Origin of the sequence: Hyphobacterium sp., from assembly GCF_043584775.1 — a bacterium.
Classification (GTDB): Bacteria; Pseudomonadota; Alphaproteobacteria; order Caulobacterales; family Maricaulaceae; genus Hyphobacterium.
Window position 1 is genome coordinate 2,208,828 of the sequence record NZ_CP121327.1, and the last position, 25,341, is coordinate 2,234,168.

Annotated in this window: 28 protein-coding genes; 14 read left to right on the forward strand and 14 right to left on the reverse strand. The window is 59.8% G+C overall.

What is annotated here, in order from left to right; genetic code table 11:
• Nucleotides 1-2: 2 nt before the first annotated feature.
• Nucleotides 3-773: a DUF3426 domain-containing protein gene (locus P0D52_RS11115; RefSeq protein WP_394692722.1), complete on the reverse strand. Its 771-nt coding sequence runs from the start codon at nt 771-773 to the stop codon at nt 3-5.
• A 94-nt stretch (nt 774-867) separates the two neighbouring features.
• On the opposite strand from P0D52_RS11115, the gene ftsE reads away from it, so the two are divergent.
• Genes ftsE through P0D52_RS11140 form a run of 5 tightly spaced genes read left to right on the forward strand, consistent with a single transcriptional unit; the run spans nt 868 to nt 4,838 of the window.
• Nucleotides 868-1,536: a cell division ATP-binding protein FtsE gene (ftsE, locus tag P0D52_RS11120; protein ID WP_394694791.1), complete on the forward strand. Its 669-nt coding sequence runs from the start codon at nt 868-870 to the stop codon at nt 1,534-1,536.
• Nucleotides 1,533-2,447: a hypothetical protein gene (locus tag P0D52_RS11125; protein WP_394692723.1), complete on the forward strand. Its 915-nt coding sequence runs from the start codon at nt 1,533-1,535 to the stop codon at nt 2,445-2,447. Before ftsE ends, P0D52_RS11125 begins: the two co-directional genes overlap by 4 nt.
• Nucleotides 2,448-2,469: 22 nt before the next feature.
• Complete coding sequence (locus P0D52_RS11130) at nt 2,470-3,081, forward strand: YdcF family protein (protein ID WP_394692724.1); 612 nt, start codon at nt 2,470-2,472, stop codon at nt 3,079-3,081.
• Complete coding sequence (locus tag P0D52_RS11135; RefSeq protein ID WP_394692725.1) at nt 3,078-3,809, forward strand: lysophospholipid acyltransferase family protein; 732 nt, start codon at nt 3,078-3,080, stop codon at nt 3,807-3,809. The genes P0D52_RS11130 and P0D52_RS11135 overlap by 4 nt, the downstream gene beginning before the upstream one ends.
• Nucleotides 3,810-3,836: 27 nt before the next feature.
• Entirely contained in the window at nt 3,837-4,838 is a 1,002-nt protein-coding gene (locus tag P0D52_RS11140) for a DUF2125 domain-containing protein (protein ID WP_394692726.1), read from the forward strand.
• On the opposite strand, the gene hisC is transcribed toward P0D52_RS11140, so the two are convergent.
• Both hisC and P0D52_RS11150 read right to left on the reverse strand, forming a co-directional pair.
• Nucleotides 4,835-5,923, reverse strand: coding sequence for a histidinol-phosphate transaminase (hisC, locus tag P0D52_RS11145; RefSeq protein ID WP_394692727.1), 1,089 nt, complete (start codon nt 5,921-5,923; stop codon nt 4,835-4,837). The two genes, P0D52_RS11140 and hisC, sit on opposite strands and share 4 nt — an antisense overlap.
• A gap of 1 nt (nt 5,924) precedes the next feature.
• Nucleotides 5,925-6,683 carry a class I SAM-dependent methyltransferase gene (locus P0D52_RS11150; protein ID WP_394692728.1) on the reverse strand — a complete coding sequence of 253 codons (759 nt, stop codon included), beginning with the start codon at nt 6,681-6,683 and terminating at the stop codon, nt 5,925-5,927.
• Between the two features lie 82 nt (nt 6,684-6,765).
• Here P0D52_RS11150 and gloB point away from each other — a divergent pair, with 82 nt between their 5' ends.
• A complete protein-coding gene (gene gloB, locus P0D52_RS11155; protein ID WP_394692729.1) occupies nt 6,766-7,536 on the forward strand; it encodes a hydroxyacylglutathione hydrolase in 771 nt (256 codons plus the stop codon).
• Nucleotides 7,533-7,961 (forward strand): cupin domain-containing protein, encoded by a 429-nt coding sequence (locus P0D52_RS11160; protein WP_394692730.1) that lies wholly within the window; start codon nt 7,533-7,535, stop codon nt 7,959-7,961. The genes gloB and P0D52_RS11160 overlap by 4 nt, the downstream gene beginning before the upstream one ends.
• Here P0D52_RS11160 and P0D52_RS11165 read toward each other — a convergent pair.
• Nucleotides 7,947-8,600, reverse strand: coding sequence for a DUF4908 domain-containing protein (locus tag P0D52_RS11165; protein ID WP_394692731.1), 654 nt, complete (start codon nt 8,598-8,600; stop codon nt 7,947-7,949). The two genes, P0D52_RS11160 and P0D52_RS11165, sit on opposite strands and share 15 nt — an antisense overlap.
• Nucleotides 8,601-8,733: 133 nt before the next feature.
• Nucleotides 8,734-9,462: an acetoacetyl-CoA reductase gene (phbB, locus tag P0D52_RS11170; RefSeq protein ID WP_394692732.1), complete on the reverse strand. Its 729-nt coding sequence runs from the start codon at nt 9,460-9,462 to the stop codon at nt 8,734-8,736.
• A gap of 164 nt (nt 9,463-9,626) precedes the next feature.
• On the opposite strand from phbB, the gene phaR reads away from it, so the two are divergent.
• Nucleotides 9,627-10,217, forward strand: coding sequence for a polyhydroxyalkanoate synthesis repressor PhaR (gene phaR / locus P0D52_RS11175; RefSeq protein ID WP_394692733.1), 591 nt, complete (start codon nt 9,627-9,629; stop codon nt 10,215-10,217).
• A 125-nt stretch (nt 10,218-10,342) separates the two neighbouring features.
• Entirely contained in the window at nt 10,343-10,654 is a 312-nt protein-coding gene (locus P0D52_RS11180) for a hypothetical protein (protein ID WP_394692734.1), read from the forward strand.
• 79 nt (nt 10,655-10,733) lie between these two features.
• Here the strand turns inward: P0D52_RS11180 and P0D52_RS11185 are convergent, their stop codons facing one another.
• Nucleotides 10,734-11,129: a hypothetical protein gene (locus tag P0D52_RS11185; RefSeq protein ID WP_394692735.1), complete on the reverse strand. Its 396-nt coding sequence runs from the start codon at nt 11,127-11,129 to the stop codon at nt 10,734-10,736.
• A 119-nt stretch (nt 11,130-11,248) separates the two neighbouring features.
• Nucleotides 11,249-11,980 carry a glycosyltransferase family 2 protein gene (locus P0D52_RS11190; protein WP_394692736.1) on the reverse strand — a complete coding sequence of 244 codons (732 nt, stop codon included), beginning with the start codon at nt 11,978-11,980 and terminating at the stop codon, nt 11,249-11,251.
• A 107-nt stretch (nt 11,981-12,087) separates the two neighbouring features.
• Between P0D52_RS11190 and P0D52_RS11195 the strand changes: the two genes are divergently transcribed.
• Nucleotides 12,088-13,737 (forward strand): ArnT family glycosyltransferase, encoded by a 1,650-nt coding sequence (locus P0D52_RS11195; RefSeq protein ID WP_394692737.1) that lies wholly within the window; start codon nt 12,088-12,090, stop codon nt 13,735-13,737.
• 3 nt (nt 13,738-13,740) lie between these two features.
• Nucleotides 13,741-14,649 carry a hydroxymethylglutaryl-CoA lyase gene (locus P0D52_RS11200; protein ID WP_394692738.1) on the forward strand — a complete coding sequence of 303 codons (909 nt, stop codon included), beginning with the start codon at nt 13,741-13,743 and terminating at the stop codon, nt 14,647-14,649.
• Here the strand turns inward: P0D52_RS11200 and P0D52_RS11205 are convergent.
• From P0D52_RS11205 to cysS, 6 genes are all read right to left on the reverse strand, one after another.
• On the reverse strand, nt 14,636-15,565 hold the full coding sequence (locus tag P0D52_RS11205; protein WP_394692739.1) for a glycosyltransferase family 2 protein: 930 nt from the start codon (nt 15,563-15,565) through the stop codon (nt 14,636-14,638). The two genes, P0D52_RS11200 and P0D52_RS11205, sit on opposite strands and share 14 nt — an antisense overlap.
• Nucleotides 15,493-16,713 (reverse strand): O-antigen ligase family protein, encoded by a 1,221-nt coding sequence (locus tag P0D52_RS11210; protein ID WP_394692740.1) that lies wholly within the window; start codon nt 16,711-16,713, stop codon nt 15,493-15,495. Before P0D52_RS11210 ends, P0D52_RS11205 begins: the two co-directional genes overlap by 73 nt.
• A gap of 12 nt (nt 16,714-16,725) precedes the next feature.
• A complete protein-coding gene (thrS, locus tag P0D52_RS11215) occupies nt 16,726-18,657 on the reverse strand; it encodes a threonine--tRNA ligase (RefSeq protein WP_394692741.1) in 1,932 nt (643 codons plus the stop codon).
• On the reverse strand, nt 18,654-19,028 hold the full coding sequence (yidD, locus tag P0D52_RS11220) for a membrane protein insertion efficiency factor YidD (protein WP_394692742.1): 375 nt from the start codon (nt 19,026-19,028) through the stop codon (nt 18,654-18,656). Before yidD ends, thrS begins: the two co-directional genes overlap by 4 nt.
• 99 nt (nt 19,029-19,127) lie before the next feature.
• Nucleotides 19,128-19,577 (reverse strand): iron-sulfur cluster assembly scaffold protein, encoded by a 450-nt coding sequence (locus tag P0D52_RS11225; RefSeq protein WP_394692743.1) that lies wholly within the window; start codon nt 19,575-19,577, stop codon nt 19,128-19,130.
• A 152-nt stretch (nt 19,578-19,729) separates the two neighbouring features.
• The gene (cysS, locus tag P0D52_RS11230) at nt 19,730-21,106 is read right to left on the reverse strand and encodes a cysteine--tRNA ligase (protein WP_394692744.1); all 1,377 of its coding nucleotides are present in this window, start codon (nt 21,104-21,106) and stop codon (nt 19,730-19,732) included.
• A 219-nt stretch (nt 21,107-21,325) separates the two neighbouring features.
• On the opposite strand from cysS, the gene folE reads away from it, so the two are divergent.
• On the forward strand, nt 21,326-21,943 hold the full coding sequence (gene folE, locus P0D52_RS11235) for a GTP cyclohydrolase I FolE (RefSeq protein WP_394692745.1): 618 nt from the start codon (nt 21,326-21,328) through the stop codon (nt 21,941-21,943).
• A gap of 5 nt (nt 21,944-21,948) precedes the next feature.
• Here the strand turns inward: folE and P0D52_RS11240 are convergent, their stop codons facing one another.
• Nucleotides 21,949-22,962, reverse strand: a complete 1,014-nt coding sequence (locus P0D52_RS11240; RefSeq protein ID WP_394692746.1) for a GTP pyrophosphokinase family protein — start codon at nt 22,960-22,962, stop codon at nt 21,949-21,951.
• Between the two features lie 88 nt (nt 22,963-23,050).
• Between P0D52_RS11240 and P0D52_RS11245 the strand changes: the two genes are divergently transcribed.
• Nucleotides 23,051-24,043 (forward strand): RluA family pseudouridine synthase, encoded by a 993-nt coding sequence (locus P0D52_RS11245; protein WP_394692747.1) that lies wholly within the window; start codon nt 23,051-23,053, stop codon nt 24,041-24,043.
• Between the two features lie 362 nt (nt 24,044-24,405).
• The gene (gene rpoH / locus P0D52_RS11250; protein WP_394692748.1) at nt 24,406-25,302 is read left to right on the forward strand and encodes an RNA polymerase sigma factor RpoH; all 897 of its coding nucleotides are present in this window, start codon (nt 24,406-24,408) and stop codon (nt 25,300-25,302) included.
• Nucleotides 25,303-25,341: the final 39 nt, after the last annotated feature.

Below are 25,341 nucleotides of genomic sequence, written 5' to 3' on the forward strand. Positions count from 1 at the left end.
TCTCAGTGGCCGCTTCCGTGAGAAGTATCCTCTGCGGCATGATGCTCTTCTGCGGGTGCGGGCGGCGTCTCCGCTGGCGCTTCGGGCGAAAGCTCCATCAAGCCGGCGAGCGTGATTTCGGCTTCCACCGCACTCGCAGGCGGATCGGTCACCACAGACGAGAAGGCATAACGCTGTCCCGGGCCAATCGCGTCTCCATCCAGGATGACGGTCCACTCCAGTACCGGCGCTCCGTCTTCGCCCAGAAGGCGCGCCTGCAATTGCGGCAGCGCACGGGCCTGACGATCAATGTTGCGTACTTCGCCCGAGACCACCACGGTGGGAATGCCATGCTCTTCACCGCGCGACACATCCAGCGATTCAATCGTGACGCCATAGGCGTTGGCATCAATGCCGACCGCCGCATAGGCGCTGGAGGTTTGCGGCCAGACACTGACGATATCCGCGCGGAACAGGAAAGACACGGCGAATACGCCGGCAATCGCAACGGCGAGACCGCCCCAGGCACCAGCAGCGGCTTTCTTCAACTGCTCCTGACGCTTCTGTTCGGCCCGTTCACGAAACGCCCTGTGCGGCGCTTTGGGGGCTTCAGGCTCGACCTTTTCCACCGGCTTTGGCGGGATGGGGTCGATCGGCTCAAGGACCGGCTCTTCTTCATTGCGCGCGGTCCAGATATGGCCGCAGGCGGCGCATTTCACCCGTCGTCCGTTCACGCCGATGGCGCCGGGATTTGCGCGATAGCGCGTGTCACAACTGGGGCAGCTCAGTATCATCGAGACCCGATTCGGCTTATTGGCAGCAAAGGCTGCAGGATTTCTGGTGACTGAAACTGGCGCGAACCCCTTTCAACAAAGTGAATCCGAAGTGATTGTCCGCTTCGATGCCGTCGGCATGCGCTATGGGCGGGGTCCGGAAATCCTGAAAGATGTGTCTTTCGAGCTGCCACGCGGCAGTTTCACCTTCCTGACCGGGCCGTCCGGTGCCGGTAAAACCTCGCTTTTGCGGCTGATTTACATGGCGCACAAAGCCTCGCGCGGCGTGGTTCAGCATTTTGGCCATGACACCGCCGCATTGCAGCGAAAGGATTTGCCGGATTTGCGCCGCCGGATCGGCGTGGTGTTTCAGGAATTCCGCATGCTGGACCATCTCAGCGTTTTCGAGAATGTCGCCCTGCCGCTGCGTGTGGCCGGGCTGAAACGCTCGGACTATGCCGAGGATGTCGCCGAGCTGGTGAGCTGGGTCGGGCTGGAACATCATATGGAATCCCGTCCAGCGACACTATCGGGCGGCGAGCAGCAGCGGGTCGCCATTGCCCGTGCCGTCGTCAACCAGCCCGAATTGCTGATCGCCGATGAACCGACCGGGAATGTGGATCCCGATATGGCGCGGCGGCTTTTGCGCCTGTTTGTCGAGTTGAACCGGCTGGGCACAACCATTCTGATTGCCACTCACGATCTCACTCTGGTCCGCGCGCTTGATGCGCCGGTGATGTCGCTGGCCGATGGCCGGCTGGCCTATCGCGAGGCGAACGGATGAGTGAGCCGGCACGGAAACCCCCTGCACCGCCGCCGGGCGGGAATGCGCGCCTTCTGCCTCCCGATGGTGGAAGGGATCGTCCCCTGTTTGTTGTGGCGGCCATTCTCGTCTTTCTCGCCTGTCTGGCCGCACTCGGCGCACGTGGCGCGTGGACATCCAGCGAACGCTGGATGGAGGACCTCTCCGGCAGTCTGACGGTGCAAATCCGGCCTGAAGAGGGGCGCGACGCCACTGCCGATGCGCAAGACGCGGCGAGACTGATCGCCGGCCTGCCCGGCATCGCTAGCGCCACGGCGCGGACACGAGCCGATTCGGAAGCCTTGCTGGAGCCGTGGTTTGGCGCTGCGGGGCTTCCGGCCGATTTGCCGGTGCCGCTACTGATTGATGTGCAGTTGTCCGACCCCGACATATTGCCGGTGGAGGACATTGCCGCGACGCTATCAGATGCCGGAATTGCAGCCGATATCGATGATCATGGCCGCTGGAGCGACGCCGTGGCGCGCGCCGGACAATTGGCCCGGCTTCTGGCTTTGGGATTGCTGACGCTGATTCTGGGCGCGGCCGCCGCCGTGATCGCCTTTGCCGCGCGTGCCTCTCTGGCGGCACGGCGCGATGTGGCGGATGCCCTGCATATTGTCGGCGCGACCGACGCCTATATTGCCGGGCTGTTCGAACGGCGTTTCTTCAGCCTTGGTCTGAAAGCCGGCGCGGCTGGTGCCGGATTTGCTGCGCTGATCGCGATTCTGGTCGCCGTGGGTGGAAGCAATGCCGATGCGTTGTATTTTCTGCCGGAATTGATCTTCGCGCCCGTCGAGATTGCATCCTTGCTGGCCGCACCGCTTCTGGCCGGGGCGATTTCAGCTTTGTCAGCGCGCCTTGCGGTGTCAGAAGAATTGCGGAAGCGTTGGTAGGCATGAACAGGAATATATCGATATGAGCCGGTCACGGCAGACATCCCGGGGATATGGCCAGGTCCTGCGCGCACTGGCCTTCCTGATTGTCTTCGGCCTTCTGGCCGGATTTGCCGGCTATGCCGGGCATGTCTCGGCCCTGAGCCCGCCGGACGAGGTCGAAGCCGACGCAATCATTGTTCTGACCGGCGGCGAAGGGCGCATGCAGTCAGCTGTCGAATTGCTGGAAGCGCAGGCGGGCCGCCGCATGCTTGTCTCCGGCGTTAATCCGGACGTCAGCGAGGCAGCGGTTCGCGACACCGCCAATATTGATCCGGACCTGTTTGCCTGTTGCATAGATCTCGGGCGGGAAGCCGCCGATACGGTTGGAAATGCCCGCGAAGCCGCCAGCTGGGCCGAAGCCAACGGCTTCCGGCGCATTATCGTGGTGACCTCCGACTACCACATGCCGCGCGCCATTCTGGAGCTGCGCGCGCTGATGCCTGATCATGAGCTGATCGCCTGGCCTGTCCGGTCTGCCCGGCCCTGGGAAGATGGCACGGCGGCGCGGCGCTGGGCCCTGGAATATCTGAAATTCAGCGCGGTATTCTTCCGCGAGATGGCACGCGGTGCCTTTAGCGGAGACGATACATGAAACCGGCCGGCCCCCTGACCATTCTGCGGTCCCTGCTGTTTGTGCTCTGGATGTATGGCTCGATGATGATTGTCGGTTTTGCCGTGATCTGGCTCCTGCTCATGCCGCGCAGCTGGACCCGCGCGGTCTACCGTTTCTGGCTGTGGTTGGTATTCGGCGGGCTGAAAATCATCTGCGGTCAGAGTTATGAAGTGCGGGGCCGGGAAAACCTGCCTGAGGGCGGAGCGCTGATCGCATCTCGTCATGAAAGCATGATGGAAACGCAGGCCTTCTGGCAAATCCTCGATGATCCGGCGATCATCCTGAAAAAGGAGCTGGCGTGGCTGCCGGTTTTTGGCTGGTTCGCGGTGAAGCTTGAAAACATTGTCGTGGATCGCGGCGCTGCTGCCAAGGCGCTCCGGAAAATGCTGCGCGATGCGCGCGAACGTGCCGAAGCCGGCCGCCAGATACTGATTTTCCCGGAAGGCACGCGGATGAAGCCCGATCAGTTCGACGCGCTGAAGCCGGGCGTGGCCGGACTTTATGGCGCGATGAATGTGCCGTGCGTACCGGTCGCGCTGGACAGTGGGGATTACTGGGCTGGCAAGGGCATTATTCGCCGGCCGGGCAAAGCTGTTATCCAGTTTCTCGAACCCATTGCACCGGGCTTGTCACGAGATGACTTCATGAAACTGCTTCAATCGCGTATTGAAACAGGAACGCGTGCTCTGCGCGCCAACCGGACCTGATTTTCAGCTCCCCACAACGGATGTGTCATGCCCAAGCGTTTTGCGATACCGATCCTCGCCATTCTTTTCGTGTTGGGCCTGTATTCCGCCTATTGGGTCTATGCGCGCGGTCAGATCGTTCAGTACGTCGAAGACTGGGAGGCGGCGCAGATCGAGGCCGGATTCACGATCGAACACAGCGAGATTCGTGTCGGTGGCTTTCCCTATCGCTTTGCGGTTTCCGCTGAGAACGTTGTGATGCGGGCACCGGAAATGGACGGCGGATGGGAGCTGGAGCTCAATTCCTTTGAAGCCGACGCCATGCCGTATGATTTCTCACACTGGATTATCTCGTTGGGCGACACTTTGCGGTTCCGGCAAGACGGTCAGGGTCTGGCCCTGATGAGTGAGAGCGCCCGTTTCAGTGTTTCCGGCGCAGATGGTGTGACCCAGCGTATCGGCGCGGATGTCGCCAATCTGACCATTGAAGGCCTCGGCAATTCACGGGCGGCCGTTTCGTCGGTCGGCGCGCTTCGCCTGAGCGCATCAACCGGCGAGAGCGGAAATATGGCGATCCGTGTGCAGCTCGATGAGGTCGCATTGGTCGGAGACGAAATTGACCCGATCCTGCTCGGCAGTTTCGGGGACCAGATTACCCGGCTTCAGGCCGACTTCGTCATCACCCAATGGGCGGCGCTTGCGAGCAGCGCGGATCTTGCCGCCTGGTCGCGTGCCGAAGGTGTCTACTCGCTGCGCGAATTCCATATCGGATGGGGCCGGTTGAATATGGATGCAGAAGGCGAAATGGGGCTGGACGACGCCCTGCGCCCGACCGGGCGGATCAGCCTCAATCTCGTCGACCCGGAAGCCGTGGTCGATGCCATGATCGAGTCTGGCGCTATTTCGGAAGAAAATTCCGGCGCTTTACGTCTGGTCGCGCAATCGGCACCGCGTGGAGATAATGGCACCGCCATTCCACTATCGTTCCGGAATGGCGGTATTTTTTTTGGTCCGGTTCGGCTGGGCCAGGTCAGCTCGATCGCCAATTAGGCCGCCACGAATTCCGACAGCGCGTCCACGACTTTGCGATTATCCCTGTCGAGGCCGACCGTGATCCGCAAGGCATTCGGTAGGCCATAGGCGGCCACCGGTCGGACGATGAGCCCGCGCGCGGTCAGGAAGGCGTCAGCCTCCATTGCTGTCTTGCCCTTCGTTTCCGGGAAGTGCACCAGCACGAAATTGCCGACACTCGGCGTCACATCGAGCCCCATTCCGCCGAGCTGCTGGCGCATGAAAGCCAGACCCTGGCGGTTGTGTTCGGCAGACCGCTTCTGGAAATCCGTATCCTTGATGGCCGCAATACCGGCTTCAATCGCCGGGAGATTGACATTGAACGGTCCGCGGACGCGGTTCAGAACATCAATGATGGACGTGTCGGCATAGGCCCAGCCCAGGCGCAAGGCGGCCAGGCCGTGGATCTTTGAAAACGTCCGGGTGACCACGACATTGTCGTATTCATTGGCCAGGTCGAACGCTGTTTCGTAATCCGGTTCATCCACATATTCGGCATAGGCCTCGTCGACGACCAGCATGGTGCTCTCCGGCAGGCCTTCGCGCAGACGGCGGATTTCCGCGTGGGAAATATAGGTGCCAGTCGGATTGTTCGGATTGGCCAGGAAAACGATGCGGGCATTGTCGCCAGCCGCTTTCAGGATGGCATCGACATTGGCGGTATAATCAGTCTCTTCCGCGCTGACGAATTCGGCACCGGACTGCATCGCCACCAGCCGGTAGACCAGAAAGCCATATTGCGATTGCACGACCTTGTCGCCGGGTTCCAGATAGGCCCGGCCCAGCAATTGGAGCAGCTCATCAGAGCCGGTCCCACAAACGATGCGATCCGGATCAAGGTTGTTGGCTTCACCGATTGCGGCGCGCAAGCGCACAGCACCACCGTCGGGATAGAGATTGAGATTTCTCGACGATGATTCAAAAGCGGACCGCGCCAGCGGCGAACACCCCATCGGGTTCTCGTTTGACGACAGTTTCACCGGATTTGAAATCCCGGGCGCGTCGGCAGCACCGGGCTTATAGGGTTTGATGTCGAGAATTCCGGGGCGCGGGTCCAGGCTCATATCAGTCTTCCTTGGCGTAATGTCTGCGGGGAGATAGCGCGGCGGCAGGCCTGCCTTCAAGGCCCGGTAGCCGCACACGCACAGGACGGGCTGGTCGCGGCGTCAATGCACCTGTGTTTTTAACGGCTTCGGCGAGAATCAGGCCGCCGAGATGGGATGTTATTTTTTCACCCGCCTGCTCCCAACCCCGGGCGCGGTCATCCTTGCAGGACCATTTCCAGGGCGGGGCATACAGCGCCCTTGCCCATGCGGTCGGGGTCAGGGCGGCATCAGTCAGGAGGCGCGAAAGCTGTCCCTTTGAAAACGGACGGCCATGGCCAAAGGGTGTTGATTCCATTCTTGCCCATAATCCCGCACGGTTCGGAACGATCAGTGCAAGGCGGCCCTGCGGTGCGAGGATGCGCCAGATCTCCCGCAACATGTGCGGCGGAGATTGCGATTCCTCCAAGGCATGGATGAGGATGATGCGATCGAACATCGCATCGGGAAAGGGCAAATGCGCCTCTTCCCCGAGCACGGTTTGCGAGGGCGACGCGCCGGGCCAGCGGATGGCGCCCTGCTCCGCCGGCATGAAGGCGAGTGAGCGGCGGGTTTCCGGCTCCAGCGATTCCAGCAAGGGCGGGCCATAGCCCATGGCGAGCACATCCAGCTGTTTCATATCCGGCCAGAGCGCGACCAGCCTGCGGACCATCATGGCCCGCGCCGCCATGCCCTGATCGGTCTGGTAAAATCGGTCTAGCTGTAGAGCGTCAGTACGCATTGAGCGGTTTCCATTCGCGGGTCTGGCATGCCAGTCTGGGGGTCATACGCTAACAGGTCTTTGGGATAAAAGGACGCATTCGATGTCTAAACTTGAAATCCGCCAGTTTCCCTGCCTCTCGGACAATTATGGGTATCTGGTCCATGATCCCGCAAGTGGAGAGACTGTGGCCATCGATACGCCCGATGCAGACGCCTATCTCGCGGCCGCCGCCGAGGCCGGTTGGACGATCACGCAGATCTGGAACACACATCACCATTTCGATCATGCAGGCGGAAATGCTGCGCTGAAGGTTGCGACCGGCGCCCGGATTACCGCACCGGCCTACGACCAGCACCGGATCAGCCCGGCCGATGTTCTTGTCGAGGATGGCGACACGGTGCAGCTCGGCGACATCTCGGCCGACATTGTGTTCACGCCCGGCCATACAACCGGTCACATCGTCTATCATTTTGCCTCCGAACATATCGCTTTTGTCGGCGATACGCTGTTTGCGCTTGGCTGCGGACGTCTTTTCGAAGGCAGCCCGGCAGATATGTGGACCAGCCTGTCCCGGCTACGTCGCTGGCCGGATGATACGGTCCTTTACTGCGCGCATGAATACACCCAGTCCAATGCGGCCTTTGCGCTGAGTATCGACCCGGACAATGCGGCCCTGAAAACCTATGCAGACGAAGTTGCCGCCCTTCGCGCCAGGGGGTTACCAACCGTGCCGACCCGCCTCGCAAAGGAAAAGGCCGCCAATCCCTTCCTTCGGGCTGATGACCCGGCACTCGCCGCACAAATCGGTTTGGCGGGCAAGGATGCTGTGTCGGTCTTTGCGGAAGTGCGGGCGCGAAAGGATGCCTTTTGACCGCCGCCGATATTATCCGCGAGCTAAATTTGTCGCCGCACCCTGAAGGCGGCTGGTTCCGGGAGATCTTCCGCGATGAGACCGGCAAGGGAGCGCGCGCTCACTCGACGGCGATCTATTTTCTTCTGGAAGCCGGTCAGGTGTCACACTGGCATCGCGTTGATGCCGTGGAGGTCTGGCACTGGTATGCAGGCGCGCCCTTGCGCCTCGACATTTCCGAAGACGGGCAGTCGATCCGCTCTCAAACCCTGTCGCAAAACCTGGCCGCGGGGGATCGCCCGGCCGGTATTGTGCCCCGGCACGCCTGGCAGAGCGCGCAGAGCCTCGGCGACTGGACGCTGGTCGGATGTACGGTGGCGCCGGGCTTTGAATTTACAGGATTTGAACTGGCCGCCGAAGGCTGGGCCCCGTCAGGCGGGGAATGATGCCGCCATCAGGGTACGGGCAATCCGGGTGGAGGATGGCCGTCCGGCATGGCCGGCGAGCGGATCAACCTTGACCATGAAGAGGTCACCCTCGATCTCGATATCAGGCCCGTCAGACGGCAGGATTTTCATCCGTTGAAGACCGGTCAGGGTCGCACCTTCCGCAAGCGCCCGGCGCATGCCGATGACGGTCAGATCCATGGCTTCGACCATCAGGCCCAGCCCTTCACGCGGGGCTGCGCCATATTCGACCTGAACCGGACGTCCGAAGGCTTCGGCGAGCTCAATTGCGGCGCGCGTCGACCGATCACGCAGATCATCCACACTGGCATCGGGAATGCTCAGCTCGCGCGCCGGCTCCCAGGCCTCGGCAATGACGCCATTCGGCTGATCCTCGGGATAATAGGTGACGGCGCCAATCGAAGAGACGCGAATCACCTCCACGCCCCAATCGGACACAAAGCTGGTTCCGCCGCCCGGCGCGCGCTGTGAAGCCAGCGCCAGCACTTCGCTGTCATCCAGCGGCTTGAGCAGCCAGACCTCGCCGGTGCGGTCAAGAATGAAGCCTCGCTGGCCATCCTGCCGATGAAACTCGGCGACATCCGGGACTTCCACACGCCGCTCTCGGCGATTCCGCAAGGGGTTATCCGCCCCTGCCCAGGCGGCAGAAGGTCGTATGGCCAAGCCCGAAAGCATGCCCAGCAGGATAAGTCTACGCGATATCATCAGCCTGTTTCTGCCCCGTCAGATGGGCGAAAATAGGGCGCGAATGTTAACCGCAGACGTATTGACCGCCATTTGCAGAAAGGGTGGCCCCGGTGACAAATCCTGCATCGTCGCTGCAGAGATAGGTGACCGCCGCGCCAATCTCTCCGGCCTTGCCCAGACGGTTTACGGGAATACCGGCAATAATGCCCTGCAGGACGTTTTCCGGCACCGCTGCAACCATGTCCGTATCGATATATCCGGGCGCGACACAATTGACCGTAATGCCCTTGCGGGCGGTTTCCTGGGCGAGTGCCTTTGTGAAGCCGATGACGCCGGCTTTGGCGGCGGAATAATTGACCTGTCCCATCTGGCCCTTCTGGCCATTGATCGAGGAGATATTGACGATCCGGCCCCAGCCATTCTCGCGCATGCCGTCGATCACCGGACGGGTCATGTTGAACAATGAGGTGAGATCGACGCGGATGACGTCATTCCACTGCTCGGGTGTCATCTTGTGGAACATGCCGTCGCGCGTGATGCCGGCATTGTTGACGAGAACTTCCAGCGCGCCGCCCTGGGCGTCGGCCACCGCAGCAAGACCTGCAGCACAGGCATCAAAATCGCCGACATCCCACTTGAAAGCCGGAATGCCGGTTTCGTCCGAAAATGCCTTCGCGGCATCGTCATTGCCGGCATAATTTGCTGCAACATCGTAGCCGGCTTCCTTGAGCTTGATGGCGATTGCCGCGCCAATGCCCCGTGTACCGCCCGTCACCAGTGCCCTGCGTCCCATTTTCCACCTTTTCTTCGCCTTTAGCCTTGTATTTCCTGCACTTGCGTTTCGCACTTGCAGCAATCGTCAAGGAAAGTAATTATCGCCGCGAACCAGCCCCGCGCTCTGTTCGCCTCTCTGGCGTATAGCAGCGTGGCGGCCCGTCGAAAAGGAGTTCGCCAGAAATGAGCGCGAATAAAAATGCTGCGGACCCCGTTGTTATCAAGAAATACGCGAACCGGCGTCTCTACGACACCTCTTCCAGCCAGTATGTGACGCTGGATTATGTGCGCGAGCTGGTGAAAAGCGGACGCGACTTTACGGTCGTCGATGCGAAGTCGGGTGAGGACCTGACGCATGGTGTGCTCAGCCAGATCATCTTCGAAGAAGAAGCGCGCGGCGAGAATCTTCTGCCGCTGCCCTTTCTTCGCCAGTTGATCCAGTATTACGGCGATAGCCTGCAATCCGTCGTGCCCAGCTATCTGGAAGCGACGATGGATGCCTTCTCCAGTCAACAGGAAGAAATGCGAGAGCGCTTCACCGGCACACTGCAATCTCCGCAGGCGATCATGGAAGCGTTTCAGGACCAGAGCCGCCGAAATATGGAAATGTTCGGCCAGGCCATGCAGATGTTTGCGCCCTTCGTGCCCGGTGCCGGCGCAGCTGAAAAACCGGCAGCGCCTGAATCCAGATCGGACGAAAACAAGGACCTGGAAGCCATGCGCGCCGAGCTGGATGCCATGCGGGCCAAGATCGACAAATTGTCAGGTAACTAGCTGTCCCAAACCGTTACGCAAATCTTAACGCCGCGCCCGGATCGGGCGGGGAATGGCCTGTTTTGCGCCTGAATCAGGGTTAATTCCGTCTTAAACTCTGGCATTGCGCTTGCGATACCAGGGTCATGACAACGATCCGTGGCCTTCTGACCTATGTCCCGACCCGCAATGCCAACCGCGTTGCGCCGGTCAGTCACGCCACGGATTCCAACGACCGGCCGCCGCGGCGCGACCTCCCGTCTCTCTCTGTCGTCCCAACAGAGAACAGCCACACGAATGAGACGCTGGTTTCCGCGGCGGTCGTTGTCGAACTGGCCAACCAGCCCCGCCGTCGCGGCCTTCGCGCCGACATGACCGAGCGGGCCCGCTTCAATCAGGCCTATGCACGCCCGGCGCACATGCAAACGCCGCCCCCGGTGTGGGAGCGGCGCGCATGATCCGGATCGAAATCCTTCAACGCCGCCTGGCCTTCACGCTGGATGCGATCATTGCCGGCGGTCTGCTATTGCTGTTGGCCTAGTCAGCCACGGCAAGGTCGCGGCGTGCCGCGACAATGGTGACAACAAAACCGGCCAGCGTATCGATCAGCGTCATCGTCATCAGGATGAAGAAGGTCGAAGTTGCGAATTTTCCGACCAGCAGGAACAGCGCCATCGAAATCACGAAGACGATCATGGACAGGCCATGATTCATGATGGTTGCCGTGCCGGAACCGGCCGCTTTCACTGTTTCGATAAAAAGGAATACCAGCCCCAGAATGATCAGAAGATCACCAACGGTGAGCGTCCAGACCGCGCCGGATACCATGGTCGGGCTGAAGACCACTGAATTCATGACTTCGCCGCCCCAGATGAAGGCGACGATCGAGTAGATGATCACAGGAATGATCATTTTCGGGAAAATATTAAACAAGGCTCCACCCCCTTTGTGTTGTCCGTTGCCACCGGCCGCCCGGCGCTCCTGCGCACGACGGCTGGCCATCATTCCGAGGAAAAACCCCTGATCGCCACCATTGGCCATACGACACTCCTTTAATGTTCGTCCGAACCGCCGGATTTTCGTGCCCGCGAGTTCAGCCACATTATCCCTAGCATGTCAGACAATGAGGCGAAAAGCCGACCGAAGTTCGTATATTTCGATTTTCCCGCGCCGCGTGGCCGATGTCCCACATCCCGGAACTCGGCCGTATAGCCTTCCCGCTTCATCAGGGCATACATGAAACGGTGTTGGTGGTCGAAATAGGGAAGTTGCAAATAAGCCTCCCGATACAAGGCCTTGAGACCACATCCGGTGTCGTCGGCATCATCCTTCAGCAAGGCTTTGCGGACACCGTTTCCAACGCGCGATGCCAGCTTTTTCCAGGCTGAATCCTGCCGCTTCGCCCGGCGGCCACCGACAACTTTCAGGCTTTCCGGCGCGTCCGGACGGGTCAGCGCGTCGATCAGGACCGGCAAATCCGCCGGCGGATTCTGCCCATCGCCGTCCATAATACCGATCACTTTGCCCCGGGCCGCCTGGATTCCGGTTCGCAAAGACCGCGACTGACCGGCATTGATCCGGTGAGAGAGCACCCGCAAGGCTGGAAATTCTGCCTTCGCCGCCACCAGCTCTGCGAGCGTTCCGTCTGTAGATTTGTCATCCACAAAAATCATTTCATAGCTGCGGCCGTTCAGCGCCTCAGCAATTTCCCTTGCCAACGTCGTCACATTGCCCGCCTCGTTATGCGCGGGAATGACAACGGAGATGTCAGGTGTAGCGTTCATTTCCGGTCCTGCTTGCCGATGAGTGCCTTGCGGTAAAGCCCTGACCCGTTACATACCTGAAAACATCGGCGGTGCGAGGCGTTTCTCCACCCGACACGCGGAAGACAATGATGGATCAGCTGATTGCCGGACAAAGGGCATGGTGGATTATCGCGGCGCTGGCGGCGATTGCGGCCCTTGCCGGCGTCTTCACGGTCCAGCCTCTCGACCGCGATGAATCCCGCTACGCGCAGGCGACAGCACAGATGCTGGAAACCGGCGATTTCGTCGAAATCAATTACCAGGATGCGCCGCGGCACAAGAAGCCCGTGGGCATTTACTGGATGCAGGCCCTGACGGTCGGCCTTCTGTCCGATGCGGATGCGCGCCAGATCTGGGCCTATCGGCTGCCCTCCGTTCTCGGCGCGATGTTGGCCGCGCTCGGCTGTTTCTGGGCGGGCACCCGCCTGATGAGCCGGGAGGCGGCCTTTGCGGCGGCGACGATGCTCGCCGTGTCTGCCCTGCTGGCGAGCGAAGGCGGCATTGCGAAAACCGATGCCATGCTCGCCGGCCTCACAACGATGGCTCTGGCCGCGCTGGTACACCTTCGATATGGCGGCGGCAGGGCGGCGGCGGTGGTCTTCTGGGCCATGCTCGGGCTCGGCGTTCTGGTCAAAGGCCCGATTACGCCGATGGTCGCGGGATTGACGATCGGCGCGCTAGTGCTCTGGGAGCGCCGCATCGACTGGCTCAAACCCCTGTTATTCTGGCCGGGCCCGGTATTGGCCGCTCTGATCATCCTGCCGTGGTTTATCGCCATCGATATGGCCACGGGCGGCAATTTCATCCGCGAAGCCTTTCTGGACGACCTCGCGCCGAAACTGGCATCCGGAGACGAAAGTCACGGGGCCTGGCCGGGTTATCACCTGCTCCTGATCCCGCTACTGACCATCCCGTTTGGATTCTTTCTTCTTCCGGGTCTTTACCGCGTCCGGACCAATCTCAAGGCACCCGAAGCCGCTTCTGCGGCGCGGTTTCTACTGGCCTGGATCATCCCGTCCTGGATCGTGTTGGAACTGATGCCGACCAAGCTGCCGCATTATGTATTGCCACTCTATCCGGCGCTCGCCCTGATTGCCGGGCTGGGCTGGCAGGCGCTGCGGGAAGCTCCGGTCTGGAGCCGCTATGGCTCCATCGCGGTCGGGCTGTCCGGGGGCCTCGTCTTTGCCGCGCTCATGATTGTCGGAAGCCTTACCTATGGCGGCTCCGCCGTGACCGGATATGTCGCAGCCGCGATTTTCGGATTGCTCGTGCTCGGTCAGGCCATCGAGGTCTTCCGCAAACGGGCCATGACCGCTCTGACCCTCGCCCTTTGCGCCAGCCTTGGCGGGCATTTTCTTTTGCGGGGCGTTGTCATTCCCGGCGCATCGGATCTCAACCTGTCGGAACGGGCGGCGTCGGCCGCTCGCCAGATGGCCGAGGCCGAGGGGCCATCGCCTGTCGCAATTGTGTCGAGCTATACCGAGCCCAGCCTGGTCTTTGCGCTGGGAACTGAGACGCGCCTGCTGGAATTTACCGAGCTGGCCGATGCGGTTTCAGCAGCCGAGGGCCCCGTGATATCCATTGAAGATACATCACGTTCCGATGCCGACATTGCCACCCTGAACCAGCTGGAGACCAATGTCTGCGCGGTTCAGGAAGTCGAAGGCTATAATTATTCCCGCGGCCGCGAGACGGTTCTGATCGTCCGGCTGCACAATTGCGAACAGGGAGGCTGAAACATGCCCCGTCCCATTGAAATCGTCGAAGTCGGTCCGCGCGACGGGCTGCAGAATGACCCCGCCCTGATGCCAACGGACGTCAAGTTGGAGTTTATTGATCGCCTGATCGCAGCGGGCGTGAAACGCATGGAGGCGGCCAGTTTTGTTCATCCGAAACTGGTCCCGGCAATGGCGGATTCCGATACGATCATGACGAAAGTCCCGCGCAATAACGGCGTGAAATATATCGGTCTGGCCTTGAATGAACGCGGTATGCGCCGGGCGCTGGATGCGAAGTGCGATGAAGTGAATTTCGTCATGGTGGCGTCCGAGGGCTTTGGAAAGCGCAATCAGAATGCCACCCCGGAGGAGACGGCCGACCTGTTCGACAAGATTGCTGTGCTCGCGCACGACGATGGTGTGCCGGTTTCTGTGACGATTTCGGTGGCCTTCGGTGATCCCTTTGACGGTGAAGTTCCCGTTGATCGTGTGGCCATGCTGGCGGGCCGCGCGGCGGCAGCCGGCGCTGTTGAAATTGCCCTGGGTGATACAATCGGCGTGGCCAATCCCTGGGATGTTCGTGCCCGGATTGATGCTGTCCGGAATGCCGCGCCCGACGCCCGGCTGCGCTTGCATTTCCACAATACGCGCAACACCGCGATGGCCAATATCTATGCCGCTGTCGAAGCCGGTGTGGATGTGATTGATGCCTCGGTTGGCGGCATTGGCGGCTGCCCCTTTGCGCCCAAAGCGACGGGCAATGTAGCGACAGAAGATGTGGTCTACATGCTGGAGCGCGGCGGATATGACACCGGCCTGGATCTGGCAAAGCTGATCGAAACCGCCAAATGGCTGGAGGCGGAAGGCCTGAAACACCCGGTTGATTCCGCGCTGGCCCGGGCTGGTGGTTTTCCATCTAGCGCCGAATAAGCCCGATGATCTCCCGCACGAGCGCCCGCAGCATGATGGCGGTAAAGATAAAGGGCGCGGCCACGATAGTTGCGATGCGCCCTGCCGGGCCGGTATTGAACTTCCAGAAATAGCGCAAGAAGCTCTTGGCTTTCTCGAGCTCGACCGCAAAGTGGCTGGCGCGGCTGGAACCGCCCACATGGTGAACGATGGCGTCCGGAACGAACCAGACACTGGTCGCCCGGCGGCACAGATCGACGTCTTCAACGTGCAGGAAATAGCCTTCATCAAAGCCGCCGAGCGCGTCAAATCCGGCTTTTGACATCAGGAAAGCGGCTCCAGAAATGGCGCCGACCTTTATCGGGCCCTCCGGCAAAGGCTCGTCCTCCATACCGAAAGGTTTGGCCCATCCCAGCGTTGCCGCCCCGCTGAATGTGGCCAATGCCCGCCCGAGCGTGAGCTTGCGCCGGCGCGAGCCGCTTTGCTCCCGGCCGTCGGAACCCAGAATACGAGCGCCGGCCAGAGCGGACGCCTCGCCCTCCGGCAGGGCCTGTATCAATTGCCGCGCTGCTCCAGCTTCAGGCCTGGCATCCGGATTGATGAAAAAGAGATAGTCGCCGGATGCTTCCTTCGCGCCGATATTGCAGCCCTTGCCGAATCCGAGATTTTGATCGGTCCGGATCACGCGCAAGCAAGGATGATTTGCGGTCAGCTCAGTCAGCTTCTCGCGCACTTCACCGGGATTTTGATGATCGACCAGAATCAGCTCGGAAATATCCGGATCGGCCAGCACAGCATGGATGGACTCAAACAGCATGGGCCCCGTTTGCCAGCTGACCATGACCGCGCTTATTGAAGGGGCCGTCATAGCGCTTTCGGGCGGGCCGACAGAAAGGTGGTCCCGGCAATGGCCAGAGCCAGCGCAGCGGCATGCCATTCCTGCCAGATGCCATAGCTGAAGAAAATGAAGCAGAAATAGGCGACGGCCACCCAGGCGATCGACGCAGCTTGAAGCCGCGACAGCAAGGGCGCGCCAGCAATCCGCCCGCCCATCATGACCAGCGCAAAAGCGATCAGAATGGCCCCGAACGCCCCGGTCTCCATCCAGACCTGTAGCGGCGCATTGTGGGGATGAAGCGGGAGAAGCTGCTGCACGGTCCCGCGGATCTCCATTTCGCCTTCAATGACGCGGCCGGCATCCAGCCCCCATCCCGTCCATGGCCGTTCAGACAGGAGGTTGCCGGTAAACCGCCAGATTTCCAGCCGGATTTCCCAGGATTCCGGCAATCGCGACCGGATGCTTTCCGGCAAGGCCCCGGCCACGGATGGCAAGGTCAGCGGCACGACAATGAACGCGCCCGCCATACCGCCGAAAATCGCGGACAAGGCCCCCCGTGGCCAGGCATAGGCCAATGCCGCTGCGGCCACCGCCGCGATGAAGGCGACGGTATTGACCTCCAGCCCGAAGCCCAGCGACATCATCCCGGTAATACCCAGCAGGAGCAGGCCAATCAGCGGGCCGCCCTCCCGCCAGGCCAGAGCCGCCGCCGGACCGGCAAACAGGATCGCCAGCAAAGCGCCGTGACCGAGGCTGCGGTTGACTTCATTGGTGGTGTGCAAGTCACCCGCCGGAGCGCCTTCGATCAGGGTTTTGTAGGCGAGTGTCGCTTCGCCTTCATTCACGAATTCGGCGAAGAGATAGATGGACGCCATGAACGCCATGAAGATGAACATGGCTTCGGCGCGGGCGCGCCACCGGCCTTGCAAATGCGCGATGGCAAAGGCGAGCGCGGCGTAGAGCGGAATGCCGACGATGAGTTTGAGCGCCTGATCCGGCCGGTCGTATGGCGACCATGTCCAGCTGAAGGCCGCCCAGCCCACAAAAAGCGCGCCGAGCAGCGCCTCCCAAGGCGGATCTTTTCTGAGACGCAGTATCTGTTTCCACGGCAGAGCAATGAGACCGCCCAGCGCAATGAAAGGCGGAAGGGGAAGGCCGCCGGCAATGGCCGCCACCCCCGCAAAAAACATCACGACGACCGCTGTTATTCCGGGCCTTTTATGGCCTGTATCCGGAAGGGCGGTCATCGTGATGATATCCTAGTCCCGCTTCAGGTCCGGCGGCGTTGCGCTCTCAGCCAGACGCTGCGTGGCCTCATCCAGCCCCAGAATTTCCTGCTGCTTGTTGCCCTCACCCAGGAAGCGGAGGGCGACCTGACGGTTCTCGGCTTCCTTCATGCCGACAACGGCAATCACCGGCACCTTGCCGACGGAGTGTTCGCGGACCTTGTAATTGATCTTCTCATTGCGGAAGTCGGTCTTGACCCGAAGCCCTGCCCTGCGAAGCGTGGCCGCGACCTCCTCGCCATAACTGTCCGCTTCCGACGTGATCGTCGCGACCACGACCTGCAAAGGCGCCAGCCAGAGCGGGAATTTGCCCGAATAGTTCTCGATCAGAATGCCGATGAAACGTTCGAATGACCCCAGGATGGCGCGGTGCAACATGACCGGGCGATGCTTGTCATTGTCCTCGCCGACAAATTCGGCATCGAGGCGTTCCGGCAGGACGAAATCGACCTGCAGCGTGCCGCATTGCCAGTCACGGCCAATGGCATCCCGCAGAACGAATTCGAGCTTGGGACCATAGAAGGCCCCCTCACCCGGATTGAGAATCATCTCGACGCCGGCGGCTTCCGTTGCGTCCTTCAACGCTTTTTCGGCCTTGTCCCACGTCTCGTCCGATCCGGCGCGCGTTTCCGGACGGTCGGAGAACTTCACGACAAAGTCTTCAAAACCGAGATCCTTGTAGACCGAATTCAGGAGCGCGATGAATTCCGCCGTTTCGCTCTCGATCTGGTTTTCCAGACAGAAAATATGCGCATCGTCCTGCACAAAGCCGCGCACCCGCATGAGGCCATGCAAGGCACCGGAGGGCTCATAACGCGAGCAGGAGCCGAATTCCGCCATGCGTAGTGGCAGGTCCCGATAGGATTTCTGGCCCGTGCGGAAAATCTGGACGTGCGCCGGGCAGTTCATCGGCTTCAGCGCGAGGACTTCACCGTCTTCCGTCTGCGCCGTGAACATGTTTTCCCGGAATTTCTCCCAGTGACCCGACTTTTCCCAGAGGGAGCGATCAATGAGAGAGGGCGTTTTGACCTCTTCGTAATTCGCATCCTCCAGCCGGCGGCGCATATAGTTTTCCAGCGTGCGGTAGAGCGTCCAGCCCTTGTCGTGCCAGAAGACCTGACCGCGCGCCTCTTCCTGCATGTGGAAGAGGTCCATTTGTTTGCCGACTTTGCGGTGGTCGCGTTTTTCCGCTTCCTCCAGCCGCAACAAGTGCGCCTTCAACTGCTTCTCGTCCGCCCAGGCCGTGCCGTAGATGCGTTGCAGCATGGCGTTGCGATGGTCGCCACGCCAATAGGCGCCCGCGACCTTCATCAGCTTGAACGCCTTGCCGATCTTTCCTGTCGAGGGCAGGTGCGGCCCACGGCAGAGGTCGATCCAGTCGCCCTGACGGTAGATCGTGATGACTTCGTCCTCGGGCAGATCGCTGATCAGCTCGGCCTTGTATTTTTCGCCCATCTTTTCGAAATGCGCGATGGCTTCATTGCGATCCCAGACTTCGCGCACGAAAGGCAGATCGCGGTCGACGATCTCGGCCATACGCTTTTCGATCGCCTCGAAATCCTCCGTCGAGAAGGGTTCGTCGCGGGCGAAGTCGTAATAGAAGCCATCCTCGATGGACGGGCCAATCGTGACTTGCGTGCCCGGGAACAGCTCCTGAACGGCCTGTGCCAGAATGTGCGCGGAATCGTGTCGGATCACTTCCAGCGCTTCGGGCATGTCGCGCGTGATCAGCTCGACGCGGGAATCCCCGTCCAGCGGACGCGTCAGGTCCCACTCCTCGCCATCGACTTTGGCGATAATGGCCTTCTTGGCCAGCGACTTTGAAATGCCCTCCGCGAGGTCCATCGGGCTGGCGCCGTCGGGAAGCTCCCGGACAGCCCCATCGGGCAGCGTTACGTTTATCATGTCTCTTTGTCCTGTTGTTCGGACTGGCCGTTTGGCGTGTTCCTAGCCGCTTCGCGCGGAAGGCGAAAGCGGTGAAGCGCCCACCAGGGCACATTCGTCTGCATTTCAGGTGCCGGATCATAGCCATGACTGCCACCGGGGCGGCATCTGGCGATACGTCCCAGCGTCAGCCAGATGCCCCGCCACGCCCCCTGATGGCGCACGCAATCCATGCCATAGGCCGAACAGGTCGGCTCATGGCGGCAGCGCACGCCCAGCGCATAGAAGACGGGCGAGAGCGTCCATTGATAGACGCGCACGGCCGCGATCAGTATCGCGCTGAAGGGTTTGAACGAATGACCGCTCATCGGCTTGTTGATCCTGAACACCATCGGGACACACCCGCTGGCCAGTTATGTATTTGAATTGGCTTGCTTTGGGAATTCCGGACCGGCGGGGAATGTCTGCTGGCAGGGCAGACGCCACCGGCCCTAGCCGGTCGCCGTTGCGGTGTTGGTGGTGGTCAGTGCAGCTTCGCAGGCTTCCGCCGCGGCCTCGAAGGCCAGGCGGATGGAGGCATGACGGGCCGGATAATCACGCGCATTCTCCAGCGCGGCGAGCGCGGAAAAGCGGCCTTGCGGGGCAGGTGCGCCTTTCAACATGGCGGCCAGCGCATCACGTGCCTGATTGATTTCCAGGACAGACGCGCCGATGGCATTGGCGCCCAGAACCGATGCTGAAGCTTGCCCCAGCGCACAGGCCTGAACGTCGAGGCCGATATCGGCAATCGTCCCGCCATCCATGCGCACATCGACCTCTACCGCAGACCCGCACAGGCGGGACACACGGCGTGCAGACCCCTCGGCGCGGTCAAGCCGTCCGATGTGCGGAATCTCCGCGGCGAGACGTAAAATCTCGCTGGAATAGAGTGCGTCATTCATTGCGTCGGGGGATATATGGTGTTTCAGCGGAAAACGCTAGCCGGGTTGCAATAACCCCTCACCCTCGCGCTGACGCGCTCACCCTCTCCCCTTCGAAAGGGGAGAGGGAAGGGCTGCGAATTCGCGAAGCAATGAGCAGGCCGGGTGAGGGGTTACCCCATCCGCCAGGTCGTGCCTTCCGGCCCGTCATCAACCAGCACCTTGCGTTTGTCGAGCTCATCGCGAAGGGCATCGGCTTTGGCAAAATCCTTGGCCTGGCGGGCGGCGGTGCGATCCAGAATCAGCTGGTCGATCTCGGCGCGTTCGGCCTCTGACAGGGCATCAATACCGAACCAGGCATCGGGCGAGCCTTCCAGCAGGCCAAGCGCATGACCGCCTGCCAGCAAATCCGCCGCGGCGGCCTGACGCGCCTCATCGGTTTCGGCCCGGTTGGCCGCGCCCGCCAGAGCAAATAGTGCCGCCAGCGCTTTTGGCGTGTTGAGGTCATCGGCCAAAGCGGCCTCCACCGTTTCCGGCACTTCGGCGGCGGGCTTAGCCTCGATCCGGCGCAAGACGCCATAGAGGCGGTCGAGCGATTTCTGCGAGGTGTGCAGGAGCTTCTGCGTCCAGTCCAGCGGCGCGCGATAGTGCGCCGTCAGCAAGGCATAGCGCAGCACTTCGCCGGGCCAATCCTTGATGAGCTCATGCACCAGTTTCACATTGCCAAGCGACTTGGACATCTTGGTGGAGTCCATCGACAGGAAACCGTTGTGCAGCCAGAAGCGCGCCATCGCCTTGCCGCCATGAGCGCAGACCGATTGCGCGATCTCGTTTTCATGGTGCGGGAATTTCAGATCCGTGCCGCCGCCATGAATGTCGAAAATCTCGCCCAGATGTTTTTCGGCCATGGCCGAGCATTCGATATGCCAGCCCGGCCGCCCCCGGCCCCACGGGCTGTCCCAGCCGGGCTCGCCCTCTTTCGCGGGTTTCCACATGACGAAGTCGGCCGGGTCTTTTTTATACGGTGCAACTTCCACACGCGCACCGGCAATCATGTCCTCGCGGTCACGGCGGGACAATGCTCCATAGCGCTCATAGCTTTGTACGGCGAAGAGGACATGGCCTTCCGCTTCATAGGCATGGCCGCTCTCAATCAGGCGGGCGATCATGTCGATCATCTCGCCGATATGCTCGGTGGCATGCGGCTCCAGCGTCGGCGGCAAAACGCCCAGCGCGCCCGTATCCTCCCGGTAGATCGCAGCGAACTTGTCAGTGATGACATCAATCGGCTCACCCAGATCGCGGGCGGCCTCGATGATCTTGTCGTCCACATCGGTGATATTGCGCGCATAGATGACGTGTTCGTCGCCATAGGTGCGGCGCAGAAGGCGGAAGAGTACATCGAACACGACCGGCGGCCGCGCATTGCCGATATGGGCATAGGACCAGACGGTCGGGCCACAGACATACATCGTCACCCGTTTCGGATCGCCGGGCACAAAGGCCCGCTTGTTTCCCGTCAGCGTGTCGTGCAGTTGAAGCGTTGGCATGTCCGCCAGTCCTATCGTTTTCCAGATTAAACGTATAAACTCCCGCCTTCCCCTATGGACGGCGCGAATTCACGCCCTACATAGCGGTCTCGCACCCCGTGCGAAACCGGAAGAACACCGGGCGGCTGAGTTTTGACGTCCTGTACTTCGGTCCGGAAACCGGAACTACACGGAATACGTATGTATTCCCAACCCGAAAACGGAAGGATCATGGACCCCATGGACGCCAAAATACCTGACAGCCTGCGCCCCGAAGCCGCAGCTCCGACCCGCCCCAGCCGCGAAGAAGCCGAAGCGGCCGTTCGTACGCTGATCGCCTGGACGGGAGATAATCCCAATCGTGAAGGCCTGCTGGATACGCCCAAGCGCGTGACCAAGGCGTTTGAAGAATGGTTCTCCGGCTATGATGCCGATCCGGCGAAAGAGCTCTCGCGCGTCTTTGAAGACGTGCAGGGCTATGACGATATGGTGATGCTCACCAATATCGACGTCGAAAGCCATTGCGAACACCACCTCGCTCCGATCATGGGCGTGGCGCACGTTGCTTACCTGCCGCGCAAGAATGTGGTCGGCATTTCCAAGATTGCCCGCGTGGTGGAGATTTTCTCCAAGCGCCTGCAAACGCAGGAAACCATGACCGCCCAGATCGCCGATTCCATCATGGAAGCGATGGATGCGCGCGGCGTGGCCGTGCTGGTCGATGCCAAGCACCAATGCATGACCACGCGCGGTGTGCACCACCCGAATGTCTCGACCATCACCACGACTTTCGCCGGTGAATTCAAATCCGATAACGAGCTTCGCGGACGTTTCATGCGTCTGGTCGAGCGGGCTTAGGGGTCTCAAGCTTTCTGTTGAGCAAGCGCTTCAATGTACTTCTTATGGAATTTTTCGTAGATTGTTTTCATATGGTCACTAGATAAATTCTTGTTAAGAAAATCCGGGTTTCGGACAAATTGAGCGACTCGTATTAGCCCTGCAGAAGTGAATCGACCACTTCCGCTAATGGGAAGGCTTTCCTCAAGCTCTTCAATAATTTCAACCAAAATTGGATCTGTGAGATCATCTTTGAGGGCATTGATGCTCTCGTAAAATGGAGAAAGTTCCGCCACAATTTTTGAATAATCGTCCGGCGACTCTCTATCCGGATAAATCGATTCAATCATAACACTGAGAGAGTCGACATTTATCTCTACCAACTCTTCATTTGCAGCCATCCTGTTTTTGACTTCCGACTCATATTCAGATATTTGATTTCGAACGTCGAGAAATTGATCATCAGCCTCCTCCAATTTTCCACTTAACAAATATATTTTTCTTTTTAATTGGGTCGGGATATCTGATTCATTTTTGTATTGCAACTCATGCTCAATAGCCGCCCACGCATGCATTAAAACAGTTCTAATCTGTATTTCGCATTTCAAATTTTCCATACCTTTATAATTTGGAACTTTGCACCACGTCTTGGGAATTTGTACAATTTTGTGGTGGGATCGATATCCAACTTCGTTTACAGCTAAGGCGTTAGATTTGTCTTCATTATGAATTACATTAAATTCCTTATCAATTAGATCCGATAAAATACCCACATCGTTAGAATAATAAAGAATCACCCTAACACCAGCAATATCTTCTATTTGATATTCTGGATCACTATATCCTTTTCTAGCGATTTTATCTTTTATAGAATCTTCTTTTTTAACCCGAAATTCTAACATTGAGTATTTTAGGGAGCTATCTTTAAGTATTGCTTTTAATGCCCCAACAATATTTTCGCATAACGCTTCATAGAGCGGTAGTTTTTCGCTAATTTTTGACCAGTTTTTTATATCATCTGAGCTTGATTTTGATGGCATTGTACTAATCGCCTTGCCGCGCTTCGGCTAAAAGGGTTTATGGATATATTCAGATTATAACCCATATTGATTTAGGCTAGAAGCGCTCATGACCGCCCCCATCACCCTCACAGCGTCTGCCAAAGGCCTGCGGCTCGACCGCTGGCTGGCAGACGAGATTGAAGACTATTCGCGCTCGCGGCTGAAAAGCCTGATCGAGGATGGCTGCGTCACCTGCAATGGTGAGCCCGTCATCAATGCCGCCGCCAAAACGCTGGCCGGCGGCGTCTATGTCGTGACCATTCCCGCGCTGATTGCCGCCGAACCCACGCCGGAGGCCATTCCCCTGGATGTGGCGTATGAGGACGATCATCTGATCGTCGTCAACAAACCCGCCGGCATGGCGGTGCACCCGGCGGTGGGCCATTCGACCGGGACGCTGGTGCATGCCCTGCTGCACCATTGCGCAGGCAGCCTGTCGGGCATTGGCGGGGTGGAACGGCCCGGCATTGTTCACCGTCTCGACAAGGACACATCCGGCCTGCTGGTCGCGGCGAAATCCGATGCCGCACACCATGGCCTGGCCGATCAGTTTGCCGAACACACGGTGACCCGCGCCTATGTGGCCTTTACCCGCTCCTCGCCGGAACCGCGATCCGGCCGCATCGTGACCCGCATTGCCCGCTCGGATACGGACCGCAAGAAAATGGCGGTGGTGAACAAGAGCAACAGCATTGCCGGCAAGCAAGCGATCACCAATTACGAGACGCTGAAATCCTATGGGCGTGAAGGCGGGGCCATGCTGGGCCGCGGTCTGGCCGCCAAGGTGGAATGCCGCCTGGAAACCGGGCGCACGCACCAGATCCGCGTGCACATGGCGCATATCGGCTGCCCCTTGCTGGGCGATCCGGTCTATGGGCGCGGCCGCTCGCAGAAGCTGAAAGAGCTGGATGATGGCCGGGCCTTCAAGGATTTCCGCCGTCAGGCCCTGCATGCCCGTCTTCTGGGCTTTATCCACCCGATCACGAAAGAGGCGCTCGAATTTGAAGCGCCGCCCCCGAAAGACATGTTGCGGCTCGAACACTTTCTCGAGTCGTTATAGGCGTTTTTCTGACATTCCATAAGCAATTCACTCCGGGTCCCTCGGGCTCGACCCGAGGGTCCATCTTTTTTTATTTGATGGATCCCCGGATCAAGTCCGGGGACCCCGGGTAGACGGAGGTGTGAGTAACCAACCGTGCGTGCTTCGAGACCCGGCTGTGCCGGGTACCTCATCCTGAGTTGCGAACGCCTTGTCCCCGCGAAAGCGGGGAAGCGAGCCTCGAAGGAGGACTCAAACCCATTGAAACATTCGGTAACCGAATGCGTTTCGCTCACGTGTCATAACTTCGCCGTGATACCCTAGTAATGTACTCAGGTGCTTCCTAACTAGGTCAGGACCACGGAGTGTAAGGGGACAATAAAATGGCTAATACAATCTCCCTGTCGCTTTCTCCCGAAGAAGGCCTCAACCGCTACCTTTCCAACATCCGGAAATTTCCGATGCTGGAAAAAGATCAGGAGTTCATGCTGGCCAAGCGCTGGCAGGAGCATGAAGACACGGGAGCGGCCGAGAAACTGGTCACCTCGCACCTGCGCCTCGTGGCCAAGATTGCCATGGGTTATCGCGGCTATGGTCTGCCGATTGCCGAAGTGATTTCCGAAGGCAATGTGGGCCTGATGCAGGCTGTGAAGAAGTTTGATCCCGACAAGGGGTTCCGCCTGGCCACCTACGCCATGTGGTGGATCCGCGCCTCGATCCAGGAATACATCCTGCGCTCCTGGTCGCTGGTGAAAATGGGCACAACTGCTGCCCAGAAAAAGCTGTTCTTCAATCTGCGCCGCATGAAGTCGAAAATGGCCGCACTGGAAGACGGGGATCTCCGCCCTGAACAGGTTGACGAGATCGCCACCAAGCTCGGTGTGACTGATGATGATGTCATCAATATGAACCGCCGCCTGTCCGGACCGGATGCCTCGCTGAATGCGCCGCTCAAAGGCTCTGAAGGCGATAGCGAATGGCAGGACTGGCTGGAAGACGACAACAGCGTCAATCAGGAAGCCGAGCTCGTTGAACATGATGAATTCGATCAGCGCATGCTGTTATTGCAGGATGCGATGGCCGATCTGAACGAGCGCGAACGCGACATCATCCAGCAGCGCAAGCTGACCGATGAACCCAAGACGCTGGAAGAACTTGCCGAGGTCTACAAGGTCTCCCGCGAGCGCATCCGGCAGATCGAGGTTCGCGCCTTTGAAAAACTCCAGCAAGCGATGAAACGTGCTGCTGCCGAAAAAGGTCTGGTGTCAGAAGACGCCTGAGCCTTCGCTCGACATCTCCCCCCGGGCGGACTAGGTCCT